This is a genomic window from Nodosilinea sp. FACHB-141, from assembly GCF_014696135.1.
Taxonomy (GTDB): Bacteria; Cyanobacteriota; Cyanobacteriia; order Phormidesmidales; family Phormidesmidaceae; genus Nodosilinea.
The window spans coordinates 49335-63432 of the sequence record NZ_JACJPP010000010.1 but is presented as its reverse complement, the minus strand read 5'-3'; the positions used below and the strand labels follow the sequence as shown (position 1 = coordinate 63432).

At 52.9% G+C, this 14098-nt stretch carries 14 protein-coding genes; 12 read left to right on the top strand and 2 right to left on the bottom strand.

What is annotated here, in order from left to right; genetic code table 11:
* Positions 1 to 12: 12 nt before the first annotated feature.
* From H6F59_RS08295 to H6F59_RS08240, 12 genes are all read left to right on the top strand, one after another.
* A complete protein-coding gene (locus H6F59_RS08295) occupies positions 13 to 306 on the top strand; it encodes a hypothetical protein (protein ID WP_199308892.1) in 294 nt (97 codons plus the stop codon).
* A gap of 89 nt (positions 307 to 395) precedes the next feature.
* Positions 396 to 626 carry a hypothetical protein gene (locus H6F59_RS08290; RefSeq protein ID WP_190697610.1) on the top strand — a complete coding sequence of 77 codons (231 nt, stop codon included), beginning with the start codon at positions 396 to 398 and terminating at the stop codon, positions 624 to 626.
* Positions 627 to 1045: 419 nt separating this feature from the next.
* Positions 1046 to 2746, top strand: coding sequence for a beta-carotene ketolase CrtO (crtO, locus tag H6F59_RS08285; protein WP_190697737.1), 1701 nt, complete (start codon positions 1046 to 1048; stop codon positions 2744 to 2746).
* A gap of 152 nt (positions 2747 to 2898) precedes the next feature.
* Complete coding sequence (locus H6F59_RS08280; protein WP_190520407.1) at positions 2899 to 3291, top strand: BON domain-containing protein; 393 nt, start codon at positions 2899 to 2901, stop codon at positions 3289 to 3291.
* A gap of 278 nt (positions 3292 to 3569) precedes the next feature.
* A complete protein-coding gene (locus H6F59_RS08275; protein WP_190697607.1) occupies positions 3570 to 4595 on the top strand; it encodes a hemerythrin domain-containing protein in 1026 nt (341 codons plus the stop codon).
* A gap of 242 nt (positions 4596 to 4837) precedes the next feature.
* Positions 4838 to 5299 (top strand): hypothetical protein, encoded by a 462-nt coding sequence (locus H6F59_RS08270; protein WP_190697603.1) that lies wholly within the window; start codon positions 4838 to 4840, stop codon positions 5297 to 5299.
* 169 nt (positions 5300 to 5468) lie between these two features.
* Complete coding sequence (locus H6F59_RS08265) at positions 5469 to 6203, top strand: DUF3891 family protein (protein ID WP_190520401.1); 735 nt, start codon at positions 5469 to 5471, stop codon at positions 6201 to 6203.
* 338 nt (positions 6204 to 6541) lie between these two features.
* The gene (locus tag H6F59_RS08260) at positions 6542 to 7663 is read left to right on the top strand and encodes an iron-containing redox enzyme family protein (protein ID WP_190697600.1); all 1122 of its coding nucleotides are present in this window, start codon (positions 6542 to 6544) and stop codon (positions 7661 to 7663) included.
* 45 nt (positions 7664 to 7708) lie between these two features.
* Positions 7709 to 8452 carry an SAM-dependent methyltransferase gene (locus H6F59_RS08255; protein WP_190697597.1) on the top strand — a complete coding sequence of 248 codons (744 nt, stop codon included), beginning with the start codon at positions 7709 to 7711 and terminating at the stop codon, positions 8450 to 8452.
* Between the two features lie 400 nt (positions 8453 to 8852).
* Positions 8853 to 9968 carry an acyl-CoA dehydrogenase family protein gene (locus tag H6F59_RS08250; protein ID WP_242021357.1) on the top strand — a complete coding sequence of 372 codons (1116 nt, stop codon included), beginning with the start codon at positions 8853 to 8855 and terminating at the stop codon, positions 9966 to 9968.
* Complete coding sequence (locus H6F59_RS08245; protein WP_190697591.1) at positions 9962 to 10723, top strand: PIG-L deacetylase family protein; 762 nt, start codon at positions 9962 to 9964, stop codon at positions 10721 to 10723. Before H6F59_RS08250 ends, H6F59_RS08245 begins: the two co-directional genes overlap by 7 nt.
* A complete protein-coding gene (locus tag H6F59_RS08240; RefSeq protein WP_190697586.1) occupies positions 10720 to 11304 on the top strand; it encodes a trans-aconitate 2-methyltransferase in 585 nt (194 codons plus the stop codon). The genes H6F59_RS08245 and H6F59_RS08240 overlap by 4 nt, the downstream gene beginning before the upstream one ends.
* Here H6F59_RS08240 and H6F59_RS08235 read toward each other — a convergent pair.
* Both H6F59_RS08235 and H6F59_RS08230 read right to left on the bottom strand, forming a co-directional pair.
* Positions 11255 to 12538, bottom strand: a complete 1284-nt coding sequence (locus tag H6F59_RS08235) for a glycosyltransferase family 2 protein (RefSeq protein WP_190697582.1) — start codon at positions 12536 to 12538, stop codon at positions 11255 to 11257. The genes H6F59_RS08240 and H6F59_RS08235 overlap by 50 nt on opposite strands.
* A 221-nt stretch (positions 12539 to 12759) precedes the next feature.
* Positions 12760 to 14010 carry a cytochrome P450 gene (locus H6F59_RS08230; protein WP_190697579.1) on the bottom strand — a complete coding sequence of 417 codons (1251 nt, stop codon included), beginning with the start codon at positions 14008 to 14010 and terminating at the stop codon, positions 12760 to 12762.
* Between the last annotated feature and the right edge of the window lie 88 nt (positions 14011 to 14098).

Sequence of the window (14098 nt, the reverse complement as noted above, 5' to 3'; positions counted from 1 at the left end):
GGAACAAAGCCCATGGCAAACGGTAACGAAAGCGAAGAAAACGAATTGATGGCGAACGTTGACGATAAAGAAAGCGAGCAAAACAGACTGCTAGAGGAAGTTGCCGACAATCCAGGCGCTAGAACCGCTGCTATTCATCAGAATCCAGAACTGATGCAGCAAGAAGCCCGCAACGCTGCTGCTGGCGAGGGACCAAATGGTTCTGGTGGGTCTGGTGCCTCGTCCTCAGCCGAAGACTATGTGCCCAGCAGCTCTGATCCAGAAGCAACCGATTTGCCGACCGCCAACTCTCCCCGTCGGGGCTAATCTATCGACTCAGTCATAAACTCTCCTTTGAGAGAGGGAGCAAGCCCAAAATAGAGTCACAGTAAATACAGAACTTGGAGGCAATTGCCATGACTACCGGAACCCAATCTCAGCAAGTCGTAAGCAACCTGGAATATGACTGGCTGACCGTTATGCAAAGCAAAGCCGAGGCTCTAAACGCCTACGACAAGTACATTCAAGACGCTCGCGAAGCCAACTCTGAGGAATGCGTTGAGCTGTTTAATCGGCTTAAGCAGACCGAGGCAGAGCAAATCCAAGAAATTCGCCAGCACCTCACAAAAACGATGTCAGCTAGCTAAGGAGCTGCGCCATTTACTTCAAATCAGTTAACTGCCTTATCCCCCTTCTCTACCTAAATAGAAGAAGGGGGTTTATTACGTTAATACTGTCGTGAAGGGACTCAGTTTTTGATCTTGAGCTGGGGCGATCGCATCTCTACTAGCAGCAAATAACTTTTAATTAACGCAATTATTTGTTTTTGGCAAGTAAAGATCTGGTTAGGAAGGCAGAATTACCTACCAATCTCAAGGTAATTAAAGGAGTACAGTAACGTAATACTTCTGCCAGATAATATAATTCAAAACTTATCTTAATGATAAACAACAGCTCCGTTAAAGCAGACCTAAGGGAGCTATTTAGGCGAATCTATACCTCGCGACAGGTCGCCTCTAGATAACAGATTATTTACGATTGGGACATCATTGTGAGCGATCGTCCTATGCAAACGTTTGATGTCATTCTTATTGGTGCAGGCCACAACGGCTTGGTTTGTGCCGGTTATCTATTGAAAGCGGGCTACAGTGTTCTGTTGCTAGAGCGACGGTCAATCCCCGGCGGAGCTGCTACTACCGAAGAGGCTATGCCAGAGGAAGCCCCCGGTTTTCATTTTAACCTCTGCGCCATCGACCACGAGTTCATTCATTTGGGGCCGGTCGTTGAGGAGCTAGAGCTAGAGAAGTACGGGTTAGAGTATCTCTTTTGCGACCCAATTACCTATTGTCCCCAAGCCGACGGCAGGGCGTTTTTGGCCCACCGCTCGGTTGACAAAACCTGCGCCGAAATCGCTCGCTACAGCGAAAGAGACGCGGTGAAATACAAAGAATACATGACCTTCTGGGACAAGCTCACCCAGGGAATTACTCCTATATTTAACGCCCCGCCAAAATCTATCGTCGACATTCTAGGCAACTACGGTCTGCACAACATTAAAGATCTACTGTCGGTTTTGGGTGGTGTAGATAAAACGCTGGATCTGGTGCGCACCATGCTCACTAGCCCCGAAAACATCCTCAACGAGTGGTTTGATACGGAAGTGGTTAAAGCTCCCCTGGCGCGACTGTCGTCAGAACTAGGAGGCCCACCCTCTGAGAAAACCCTGGCCATTGGCTCAATGATGATGGGGCTGCGTCATAACCCTGGGGTAGCTCGCCCCCGTGGTGGCACAGGAGCCCTAGTCTCGGCCCTGGTACGGATGGTTGAAGACCACGGGGGCACTATTCTCTGCGACCAAGCGGTAGAGCGACTTTTGATTAACGCCGAAGGGCGGGTTGAGGGAGTGCGCGTGGCCGATGGGCAAGAGTACCGTGCCACCAAAGGGGTGATCTCAAATATTGATGCCCAGCGAGTCTTTCAAGACTTGGTGCCCGCCGCCGATGCCCAATCCTTTGCTCCTGAACTGAGCGAACGGCTCGATCGCCGCATCGTCAACAACAACGAAGGCATTCTAAAAATTGACTGCGCCCTGTCAGAAATGCCCCGCTTTGAGGCCTACAATCACCAAGACGAGTATCTGATTGGCTCTGTCTTGATTGCCGACACGGTGGATCAGGTGGAAACAGCCCACACCATGCCTATGCAGGGGTTGATTCCCGACCACGATCCCTCGCTGTATGTGGTGGTTCCCACGGTGATGGATCCGTCGATGGCCCCTCCGGGTCAGCACACCCTATGGATTGAGTTTTTTGCCCCCTATCAAGTTAAAGACGCTGAGGGCACTGGGCTGTTCGGCACCGGCTGGACGGATGAGCTGAAGAATAAGGTCGCCGATCGTGTGATCGATAAGCTGGCCGACTACACCCCCAACCTCAAGCAGTCGATTATGGCTCGACGGGTTGAAAGCCCTGCTGAGCTGACCCAGCGGATTGGGGTGCGCAAGGGCAACCACTACCATATCGATATGACCCTCGACCAGATGGTATTCTTTCGCCCGCTGCCCGAACTGGCCAACTACCAAACCCCAATTGAAGGGCTGTTTTTGACCGGGGCAGGCACTCACCCAGGCGGCTCGATTTCGGGCATGCCGGGGCGCAACTGTGCTCGGGTATTTCTCAGTGTGCAAGAACCCCTGGCTTATAATTTAAAAGAAGCCGGCAACTGGTTGAAAGATCGGTTTAAGTCTGTGGCTGGTTTAGGCAGTTAGGGCATTCCCAATTACTCCAATTAAAGGAGTTAAAGGAGTTTGGTGTTGATTAGTAAACAAGTTGAGGATAGGGCTACAGACACAAACGATTATTAGGCCAGGTAGATCAATTACAGTTCCTTAAACATTCTTTAGTAACCTGTTTTTGAACCATGACTTGGCACAACAAAATCGATTTTGATCACTGCGATGACGGCCCTGCCCACGGGGCCTCATCGCACAGCCCCATGACTCCAGGTCTTACCAACACCTACGACGATGAACTGCGAGAGAAAGCGGGTATGCACACGCCACCGCCGCCGCCTGAGTGCATGGGCCTAGAAGGGGAATACGACTCTTTTGGGTTGGTGCGGCGGCTGGCTCAAACCCTTGACCAACAGCCCGATCTAGCGTCTATTGACACGCTAACTCTGACCCAACATGGCAGCGCACTCTGCTTAGCTGGCTCGGTAGACGGTGCGGCTTTAGACCGCATTGTGGATATTGCCAGTCACCTTGACGGCACCCGCGAGGTTGATGTCAGCCAGGTGGCGGTAAATCACTAGCTCGTAGTTGCACTGCACTCAAAGCTGCTCTTAACCTCTGCTCAACAGGGGTGAGAGCAGCTTTTGCTGTGAATGTGGCCGCCAGGAAAAAGCAATTGGGTACTCTATTCTGGCTAAATCTAGTATTGCTTCCATTCTGTCTGGAGAAGCTTTAGAGCTGTGCCTATGGGAATAGATTGCGCCAGTAAAATTCAGACGTAATCAGCTCTATCGGCAGATATCACCTTGGGTTAGAAACCTTAGACTGTGAGCGAATTCTAAGATGGAGCCCCTCCACTATGCCTGCCACGCTTGACGATCAAAAGCGTTCTGCGATCGCAGAGAAGCTAGCCGACATCAAGGCTATTCAGAATTTGATTATTGATAACGAGCAGCAGTTTCTCAGCGAGTGCAGCGATAACCACCTGCGCCATCGTCTGGAAGACATGCTTGAGGATGACCAAAAGAATTTAGATATCGTTGAAACAGCCATTACCCAATATGGGATCCAGGCTGAGCCTAAACCTACAGTGCAGGAGTTTGTCAGCCAGGCAAAAGAAACTCTCGCAAGTTCTCGACTGAGCATGTACGAGAAAATTGCTCAGCACGAGTTGCTGAAGCATGGCCAGGTGATGTCGGGTCTGGTAGTTCACAAAGCGGCTCAGGTCGTTGGTCAAGATATCGAGGCAGCGATCGCTCCCCTCAACACCGTCAACTTCGAGAACCGTGCCCACCAGGAGCAACTCAAGGGCATGCTTGAGTACTTAGGAACCCTAGAGCTCACTGGTCAAGAACCCAAGCAGGGCCTGTGGGCTCGGGTGCAGGATGCTGTTGCCGCCGCCACTGGCGTTGTGGGCAGCGCTGTTACTCAAACCTCTGACAAAGAGTCTGCCGACGTTATGGACCTGATCTTTATGGATCACCAGAAGGCCAGGACCCTAATCAGCGAAATCAGAAACGCAGAGAACGACGACCAAGTTAAAGCGCTGTTTGGCCAACTGTACAAAGACCTCGTGGTGCACGCCAAGGCTGAAGAAGCCGTAGTCTACCCTGCGGTACAACCGTTCTATGGTGACGACACCCAAGAGCTGTTTGACGAAACGGCTGAAATAGAAGGCATTCTCAATGAGCTTAAAGCCATGCCCTCGGCAGGTGACCAGTTTATGGCTAAGCTCAAGGAGCTCAAGGCCATGATTGGCGACCACACCCGCCAAGAAGAAAGCACCATGTTTGCCACCATTCGCAAGAACATGTCGAGCGAAGAGCAGCAGCAACTGGGTATGCGCTTTAAGGAGACCAAGCAGTCGCTACAGAGCCAAATGTAGGGCCGCTTGATTCGCTGAAATTTGTGGACAGGCCAATCTTCCTTTATTTGAGAGGCTATTTCAAGGGGCGTCTATTGTAGCTTTCAATCTTTCGCTACACAGGCAAAGCTCTTGAACCAGCCTCTCAGCAGGGACTACCTTATGGCTCACTGCTCAAAGGTCAAGGAAGATTTCATTGACGGCCTTTTCCCTTGGAAAAATCGCAAACTGTTCAAATTTAGTTCTTCAAAGGAGCATTACTTATGCAAACCCTAAAACGCATTTTCAACCCTAACGCCTTACGACAGTGGATAGTTGTCTTTTTAGCCGGCCTAGTTGTGCTGACGACAACCGCTTGTGGCACCGCCCAAGCCGCTTTGCCGACCGGCAACAGCTCTGGCAGCAACAACCCAGCCACCGCCGACAGCGAGGGCATGTATCCCCATAAAGATACCGACATGGATACCAGTGGGGCCGATGCCAAAGCCGATCGCATGATTCGTCAGGCTGAGCAGCGGATTCAGGAAAACATTGATAGGCCCATTCCTCAGCGGTACGGCGACGCCGCCAAAGACGTCGGTCAGTCGGCTAAGGAAACCGCCCAAGACGTGGGTCAGTCAGCTAAGGAAGCCGTCAAAAATATTGGTAAGTCGACCCAGCGCGCTGCTGACAATGCCGCTGAAAACGCTCGAGGCGTGGTAAATGGATCCCAGCCCAACAGCTAGTTTTAGCTTTAGCAAAGTAAGCCATTAAAACCAGTATCCAGACGGAGTTAACCTGCAACGGTCCGTCTGGATATCTGCTGAATGGGTAAACCTTAGCTCTAGCTATTTTTTGCGTCAGCACTCACACCGCCACTAGCCATACCCACTTTATTTTTCGAAACCAAGGTCTATGATCGTCAATCTTCAAACTGATGGCTGGGAAATTATTTACCACCGTGCTCACGCACTTTTAGCGGCTCAAATTGCCGGCTATTGGGACTTTAGCAAAAAAACCTACCGACTCTACGAAACTATTGCCGCGATCGCCCATCACGACCACCTCGAAAAAGAGTGGGAAGGCAATGAGCTAACCGAAGCAGGAGCACCGCTAGACTTCACCCTCGACAAAGAATCGCCCATCGACAAACTCAAACAGCACGCTGACGAAGCGCTGTACCAGGGCCGCTGGGTAGCGATGCTGATTTCTATGCACCTGTGTTTTTTAAATCAGGCCAAGGGAGAAGAAGACCCAGAAATGGCGAATTTTTTGAAGGAGCAGCGCCAGCGTCAGGCCCAGTGGCAGGCTGAACTTGGCGTTACCCAAGAAGACGCTGAAAAAGCTTATACCTTCATGCGGTGGTGCGATCGTATGTCGCTGATTTTGTCTCAGCGCCAGATACCCGCAGCCGGCCGTCAGCTTGAGATCACCAAGGGCCCTGATGGCAAGCAATACAACGTTCATGAGCTAGACTCTGGCGATTTGTGCGTTACGCCGTGGCCATTTTCCTGCGACAAGTTTACGGTTATGGTTGATGCCTCCTACCTATCACAGCTTCAGTTCAAATCTAATGAAGAATTAACTAAAGCTTTAATGGAGGCTCCACGCAAAACCTTAGCCTGGACTCTAAGGAAATCTGACGATTGATAAAGGCAAGGTCTTAAAATAACTTTGTAGCGTTCTGCTATCTTTCATCACTGAAGAAAGATAGCAGAACGTTTTCGGCAAAAATTGGATTTATAGAAATGTCTTTAGGTTAGATTGAGCTTTAGAGATTGAGAATATCTCAACCTCTAAAGCCATACCTTAGAAGACAAGTAGTCTTTCCCTTAAAAAAAGGGAAAGACTTTATGCTGAAAAAATGCCTTTGTACCGCGTCAAGGACAGATGAAACAGACAGAACAAGATTCTGCCCAGAGACGGATAGGTTATTTTCACTTGATCGTTAAAGTTTATGTATAAGATAGAGATTCTTAAGGAGATCCATGTTTTCCGTTATAAACAATCGCGACTTGAGGACAGAAAACGAAGTACATGGCTCCTCAACAGTCAAAGATTTTAACTTTGTCGCCGCTGAAGAACAGCTAATCAAGCTGCTAAACCTGGAAAATCTTGATCAGCAGGTCACCCAAGTTCCCAACTGTACCCAAGAGCTAGAAGCTGCTATTTCGGCGGCGCTTCCCCTAGCCTATGGGGATCCTTCTGAACCTGGTGATGACTCCGCCCATCTGTTTTTACAGCGCGTTTTGTACCGAATTAATCGCCTCAATCTTTTTTGGTACGACGATTTATCTCACTACAAAAACGAGCGCTCTCTATATTTGCAGTGGGTGCGCGATCGCATTGAGTCGATCTGGCAAGCTTGGGAGTTAGGGCAAATAGATGTCAAATCTCTTCAGCAACAGAATGTAGAGCAGACCCTGCGAGATTGGTATGAGGCAGACTTAAATCCACCCGTTACCGAAAACAGACGCTTCCTGCGAGAAGATCTAGACCGAGAGGGCTATCGACGTTTGCTGGCGATCGCTTCTTTAGATGGCTTAGTGGAAGCTAGCCGCATGTCTCGCATTTTAGGCGGGGCGAGTAACGAAGTTCAGGCCATGCTGATCCGTGTTTTGATGGAGGAGTACGGCAACGGTCGCCTGGCCCGAAAGCACTCGACCTTTTTTGCTAAAATGATGGCCGAAATGGACCTAAACACCAAGGCGGAAGGGTATTTTGACCTTGCCCCTTGGCAGCTCTTAGCCAGCATTAACCACAATTTTTTGCTAACCGAATGTAAGCGCTATTTTCTGCGTTACAACGGCGGGCTCACCTACTTTGAAATTGTTGGCCCTTCAATTTACACTGACTATCTGATAGCGGCTCAACGGTTGAGCCTCAGTGAAGAGTCATCGGGATACTGGGAATTGCATATTCGCGAAGATGAGCGTCACGGTCTGTGGATGCTGCAAGATGTAGCGCTCCCCCTAGCAGAGCAGTACGCCGACAATGCCTGGGAAATTTTGCTGGGTTATGCCCAGGAAAAATTCATTGGAGACCGGGCTGGCGATGCGATTATTCAGTGCATCAAACAGGCAACTGCTCCTTTGCCCAAATTTCTCTAGCCTGACGCTTCAATCTACTCCTCACCTACTTATCCTTTTCTTGCTATGAACAAAACTGTGTTAGCCTCTGATGCTGCGATCGAGGTTAAGTCTCCTAATCAGGTGTTTTTCTGCCCTGAAGAGTCTCAATTTTATGCCCAGTGTTTAGAGAAGATGGTGCTATCGCAAAGCACTTCAGCGGACACCATCATTGAATTTGGTTCCGGCGATGGTAGCCCTGTAATTCAAGCCCTGCTCAGAAGTGCCTTTGATGGAACAATTCAAGGATATGAGCTAAATGCAGACTCCTATAAGCTGGCGAAGCTTAGAATTGAGCAGTATGGTCTAACACCTTATTATCAAGTTCATAACAACTGCTTCTTTAACAGCTCCCCAGAAAAAGCGCGTTATCTGATCGCAAATCCTCCTTACCTGCCAGCTCCAGACAACAATTTGTATATGCCGTCTCTGCACGGTGGTGCCGATGGGGCAGGTATTACTAATCAGCTCTTGACGTTAGGTTGTGAGCAGGTGATGTTGATGATTTCAGCCTATTCAAACCCCGTTGACACTATTAACCACGCTAAACAACTTGGTTATGATGTGGTCGACTTTATGGTCACTCCCCTCAAGTTTGGCTACTACAGCTCAGAACCTAAGGTCAGGAATACCATCACGGAGCTTCAGCGCCGTCGCCAAGCATTTTTCTCAGAAAGAATTTACTTCTTAGCCGGGGTACTCTTCCGTCAGAAGAGTGCATTGACCTCGTGCCTGTCAGAGGAATTCTTGAAGGTAATGACCGCGCTGTAGCGCTATCTGCATTCAAGCTCGCCTAAAGCACCTCAAACTCTTCTAAGAAGCAGTTCGAGGTGCTTTGCTGCACAGTTTAGTCAGTCTTAGAAGTTCAATTACCCTGTTCTACAAAGTTGGTTGCAAGAATTTGCTGTCTTGTCTTCGCACTATTGGCAGCTTTTTGACGGCCTCTTGTCTGTTCAAGTTGGCCTTTGAAGGATTTAGACATCAATCTTTACAAATATCTCAAAGGGTAGAGGGGCACAAGTCAGGCCATCTGCCATTCTTAGGAGCATTACCAGCGTCGTAGCTGCTTACAGTGCCTTTCCCAGGAGGTGTCCCTATCACTGCTGAACTTTTAACCCTGCCGCTAACGCCTAAACCTGCGATCGCAGAGCTACTTCAACTGGCTGTACAGATGGCCGATGACTTTGCAGCTCAGGCGGCGGCAGTCGACGAGCCGGGGGCATTTCCAGCGAATGAGTTTGAGCAGTTGGCCAAGGCAGGGTTTTTAGCTGCTCCCCTGCGCGTTACCCTAGGCGGCTATGGCCTTGGCATTGAGGCCGCTTCGATCCACGATCTGCTGAGGCTGCTCAAACACATTGGCCGAGGCAATTTGGCGATCGGGCGGGTGTATGAGGGGCATGTGAATGCACTGCAGCTGATTCAAACCTTTGGCACGGCGGAGCAAATTGAGCGCTACGGCCGAGAGGCGCGAGATCAGCACAAGCTGTTTGGCGTTTGGAATGCGGAAGATGCCGAGGGCCTGCATTTGGTGCCTATTGGCCCAAACCGCTACCGGATGGAGGGAGCTAAGACCTTTTGCTCGGGGGGCGGCTACGTGGAGCGCCCCTTTGTGAATGGCAAGCTGCCCGATGGGTCGTGGCAAATGTGCATTGTGCCTATGGATGAGGTGAGAACGGCCTGCGATCGCACCTGGTGGCAGCCCATGGGTATGCAGGCCACTGCCAGCTACAAGATTGACTTTACCGGCGTAGAGCTAGGGGCCGAGGCGTTGATTGGCCAGCCGGGCGACTACCTGCGACAACCCTGGCTGACCGCCGGGGTAGTGCGCTTTGCTGCGGTGCAGCTGGGCGGTGCCGAGGCGCTATTTGACCTGACGCGGCAGTATTTGCAGGGTCAGCAACGCACCGAGCATCCCTACCAGCAAGAGCGGCTGGGCCAGATGGCGATCGCCTTGGAAAGCGGCAATCTCTGGCTGCGCGGAGCCGCCGATCGCTTAGCTGATTACGACGTGCAGTTTGGTGGCACCCCCCAGGTAGTGCATCCTCACCAGGCGCGGCTGGTGGCTTATGCCAACATGATGCGCACCGCCATTGAGCAAATTTGCATAGACACCATGCAGCTGTGCCAGCGTTCGGTAGGCACCCGAGGACTACTGTCGCCCCACGCTATGGAGCGGGTGATTCGCGACTTGACCCTTTACCTGCGGCAACCCGCTTTTGACGCCGCCCTGGCGGGGGTAGGAAGCTATGCCCTAGCTGAAACGACTCCGGCCAGTCGTCTATGGTGAGTCTGGATGTTTCACCGGCCTCGTCGCCTTTTGCGGCGGCGGCGCTACCTCTGCAATTGTTTAGTCTCAAAGCGCCGGTACTGGTGGTAGCCCCCCACCCCGACGACGAAACCCTGGGCTGTGGTGGTGCTATTGCCCAACTGCGAGCCATAGGTTGCCCGGTGTATGTGCTGGTGATCAGCGACGGCACCCGTTCCCACCCGCGATCGCAGCAGTATCCGCCTCCAAGGCTACGGCAGGTGCGCCAGGCCGAAACTCTGGCAGCCCTGGCGTTGCTCCAAGTAGACGCCGACTGCGTCACGTTTTTAGGCCTGCCTGACGGGGAGGTACCCCATTTATCGCGCCCCGGCGATCACCCTGTCGCTCAGGCAGCCCTAGAGCTGTGTCAGACCTACCTGCGGCAAACAGCTCCCCAAACGATTTTTGTGCCTTACCAGTTTGACCCTCACCGCGACCATCGGGCGAGTTGGCAGCTAGTGCAAGGAGCGATTGCTAACCTTCCCCAGCCGCCTCGACGGCTCGAATACCCAATTTGGGACTGGGACCCTCGCCAGCGTCAGCCCCTGGCCGAGGGCTACCGGGCCTGGCGGCTCGATGTGGCGGCCCAGGTTGAGCTCAAGCGGCAAGCCATCCACTGCTACCGCTCCCAAACCACCGATCTGATTGCGGATGACCCCACCGGGTTTCGCCTATTGCCCGAGATGATCGCCAACTTTCTCCACCCCTGGGAAATTTATCTAGAGCAAACTCCATGACCGAGCAATCCCTCGCCGCCGACTTTTTTGACACCCTCTACCAAGCTGACCCCGACCCCTGGCGGTTTGAAACCAGCGAGTATGAAGCGGCCAAATACGCTGCCACCTTGGCGGCTCTGACCAAATCGCGCTACCGCTCGGCCTTTGAAATTGGCGGCTCCATTGGGGTGCTCACCGAGCAGCTGGCCCCCTGCTGCGACGCGCTGCTGTCAGTAGAGATTTCTGCCCTGGCTCAGGAGCGGGCCATAGAGCGTTGTCAGCACCTCCCCCAGGTGCGCTTTCAGCTGATGAATGTGCCCCACGAGTATCCTGACAACAGCTTTGATTTAGTCTTGCTGTCAGAGGTGGGCTACTACTGGTGCCAAGCCGATCTGCTCAAGGCTCAACGGCGCATTTACGAGTCGCTGGAGCCCGGCGGACATTTGCTGCTGGTGCACTGGCTGCATGACGCTCCCAGCTATCCCCTGCGGGGTGACGATGTGCACAATGCTTTTCAAGACTTTGCGGCGATCGCACCGCTCAACGCTGTGTTCAGTCAGCGCACGGCCGACTACCGCCTAGACCTCTACGAGCGTCCGTAGCTAGAGCCTGCTGGCGCTGCTGGTGCAGACAGAGGCGCAGATCGGCGATCGCCATTTCGATCGGTACCGCTGTCCACTGCTGTTGCCAGAGACCCATCGCCTGCTGACGGTGCTCAACCCGCTGCACCAGCTCCCCAAAGGTTGCTGACTGCTCGATCGCCTCGTGTAGCTCGGCTAGGGGCACTGTCAGCCGTTTCGCCAGCTGGGTCAAGCGCTGGGGTGCCAGCCCAGCGTGCTGCTGGTTGCTGGTGGCCTGCACCCAGCAGCGGCGCAGATCGCGACGCACCAGCAGTTTTGCCCTAACCTCGGCCGCCGATGCCACCAAAAAAGACTGCTGCCGCTGCCCTAGGGTTTGAAACTGGCTGAGGCGATCGGCTAGGCCCTGGGTCGCTCGCCCCTGGCGGCGCGCCGAGGTGGTCACCCGCATCAGCGTGCTGTGGCGCACCTTGGCTCCCACTTTGATAATTGCCCGGTGAAAGGCCACATCCTCGGAGGTGGGCAGCAGGGGCATGCCCCCCGCTAGGGCATATATCTCGTGGGTGACTGCAAAGTTAGCGCCAAAAAACTGGTAGTGCCGCGGCGCCCGATCAAAGGGGTCAGGATCGAGATAGTCTTCCAGCTGCTTGATCAGGTATCGATACCCTACAAAACGCAGGTAAGAAGTTTTAGTCGCCCGATCTAAGGCCGCTCGCTCGGCTCGGTGAGTCACTGTGCGCCCGCCCACGGCATCAGCGCCTTGAGCGATCTCGTGCCGCATGGCCGCAATCCATTGGCGATCGACCTGGCTATCGCCATCGGTAGAGGCGATGATGCCGTGGCGCTGCCCTAGCCCTTGGAGCCGTCGATGAGCTTCATCCATCAGCATGCGGCGCACTCGCCCAATGTGAGCTGTCTCTGGTGGCAGAGTCTGTTCCACCACATGCAGCTGAAACTGGGGATGCTGTTGGGCAAACTGGCGGGCGATCGCCGCTGAAGCGTCAGTGCAGTTGTTGGCCAAGACGATCACTTCGTAGCTTTTAGCATCCAGGCAATTGCCCTCAAAATCGATCTGATCTGCCAGGGCTTGCAGCGTCTTGGGCAGCATTTCTGCTTCATTGCGAACCGGCACAATCACAGAAACTTGCATCTGGGGCAGCGGCGGTTTAGCAATTAGTGAAAAGCGGGGCTGAAGCGCATCATAATCCAGTTGCTCAGCGACAAAACTGGGAATTGCTGTTAAGCAATTGCCTTGCATAGCGATCCCTTTGAAAAGAAAAACTCAAGATGGTCCTTTAGACAGATAACCAAAGCCCATCACATCATCAATGATAATTTCTTGCTACGCAGGAAAAAATCACTCTTCTGGTGGAGCTGGAAACATTCTGAAGAGAGATAAATAAGCCTAGAACCACGAAAGCGGTAGTTTAGGCTATGGGCTCGGACGGAGCGATCGCCCCCTACCCTCTGTAATTGTCCCTAGTTCTTAAACCGGACGTTCTCCATCACAAAACCGCTTTCCGGCAGCGTCGGAAAGCGCGACAGTTTGACCTCTAGGTTTTGCGGCGGTACGTCGTACTCAAGCTCATCGACTAAAAAATTTAGGATCTGCTCCATCAGCTTAATCGTCAGCCATTCTCCCGCACAGCGGTGGTTTTCGTTGTAGTTGCCGCCTCCCTGAGGAATAAAGTCAAAGGCACTTTCTTGCCACTGGCTAAATCGTTCTGGCCAAAAGCGATCGGGCTCTTGCCAATGGTTGTCATCGTGGTTGGTGCCGTAGAGGTCCAGCAATACCAACGTATCTTTGGGAAAGTGATACTCTTGCCAATCAAACCCTTGACAAGTGCGCGCCGCAGCGAAGGGAAAGAACGGGTAAAACCGCCGCACTTCTTGAGTGAATAGAGTGGTGTAGTCAGGGTCATCACCTGCAAGTTTTGAGGCACAGTGGGGGTGCTGATGCAGGGCTAGGGCGGCAAAAACCACGTAGCGACCAATGGCCACAGTAGGGCGCAGCACGTTGATCAAATCCACCGCCGCAACGGCGGTGTCTAGTCGGTTGCCGTTGGCGTCGCGGTGAAGGGCAAACGCGGCCAACGCCGTCTGCTCAGGCACCTGAATCTGCTGTGACCGCACTTGCTCAATCACCTCTGCAATCCAGGCCTCGACTCGCTGGCGGGCCTGAACACCCCGCAAATATCTCAGTCCCAGGCCACCCACACCGTCAATCATGGCGCCCAGTTCTAGGGTGCGCCGGGCAACATCAGTTTCAGGTAGAGGCACCCCCGACCATTCGCAAACAGACCGACAAAGAATTTCGTTGATTTGCTCAAACAGCACCACCTGATCCTGCTGCTGCCACCGTTGCGCATACTGGCGACAGTGGTGCAGGGTGAGATCGCTGAGCTGCTGTAGCCGCTCAGGGGTCATCAACCCCATGAAAATTTGCTTGCGCTGGCGGTGGCTAGCTCCGTCTAGCCCTTGCACGCCGCCTTCGCCCAGCAGGGTCTTTTTGGCCCGCGGCGGAGCCGCATTTTTGCGAGAAAATTTGGCGTTGTCATAGAACACTTCAGCCGCGGCCGCGCCTCGCATGCAAATGGTTTTTTGAAGCCGCAGCCGGGTTTGAAAAATATTGGTCCCCATGCGATCGCACCGGTTGCCAATGAACTTGTAGCCGTCGCGCAGCAGCCACAGCGTACTGTCAATACTCGGTTCGACAGGAATATTAGCCATAGCCTTTGCCTCAATTGCTGGCCCAACCCAGGGTTAACCAGAGCACTATAAAGGGAGAGGCTGCGATCGCAACATCTCCCTTGGGTTT

Excerpts from the sequence above, each read along its gene's own strand:
- H6F59_RS08240 (WP_190697586.1), top strand. The coding sequence starts at position 10,720 with ATGACCGAGCAATCCCTCGCCGCCGACTTTTTTGACACCCTCTACCAA.
- H6F59_RS08280 (WP_190520407.1), top strand. The coding sequence starts at position 2,899 with ATGACTTGGCACAACAAAATCGATTTTGATCACTGCGATGACGGCCCT.
- H6F59_RS08245 (WP_190697591.1), top strand. The coding sequence starts at position 9,962 with ATGGTGAGTCTGGATGTTTCACCGGCCTCGTCGCCTTTTGCGGCGGCG.
- H6F59_RS08230 (WP_190697579.1), bottom strand. The coding sequence starts at position 14,010 with ATGGCTAATATTCCTGTCGAACCGAGTATTGACAGTACGCTGTGGCTG.
- H6F59_RS08295 (WP_199308892.1), top strand. The coding sequence starts at position 13 with ATGGCAAACGGTAACGAAAGCGAAGAAAACGAATTGATGGCGAACGTT.
- H6F59_RS08255 (WP_190697597.1), top strand. The coding sequence starts at position 7,709 with ATGAACAAAACTGTGTTAGCCTCTGATGCTGCGATCGAGGTTAAGTCT.
- H6F59_RS08235 (WP_190697582.1), bottom strand. The coding sequence starts at position 12,538 with ATGCAAGGCAATTGCTTAACAGCAATTCCCAGTTTTGTCGCTGAGCAA.
- H6F59_RS08250 (WP_242021357.1), top strand. The coding sequence starts at position 8,853 with ATGGCCGATGACTTTGCAGCTCAGGCGGCGGCAGTCGACGAGCCGGGG.
- H6F59_RS08270 (WP_190697603.1), top strand. The coding sequence starts at position 4,838 with ATGCAAACCCTAAAACGCATTTTCAACCCTAACGCCTTACGACAGTGG.
- H6F59_RS08260 (WP_190697600.1), top strand. The coding sequence starts at position 6,542 with ATGTTTTCCGTTATAAACAATCGCGACTTGAGGACAGAAAACGAAGTA.
- H6F59_RS08275 (WP_190697607.1), top strand. The coding sequence starts at position 3,570 with ATGCCTGCCACGCTTGACGATCAAAAGCGTTCTGCGATCGCAGAGAAG.
- crtO (WP_190697737.1), top strand. The coding sequence starts at position 1,046 with ATGCAAACGTTTGATGTCATTCTTATTGGTGCAGGCCACAACGGCTTG.
- H6F59_RS08290 (WP_190697610.1), top strand. The coding sequence starts at position 396 with ATGACTACCGGAACCCAATCTCAGCAAGTCGTAAGCAACCTGGAATAT.
- H6F59_RS08265 (WP_190520401.1), top strand. The coding sequence starts at position 5,469 with ATGATCGTCAATCTTCAAACTGATGGCTGGGAAATTATTTACCACCGT.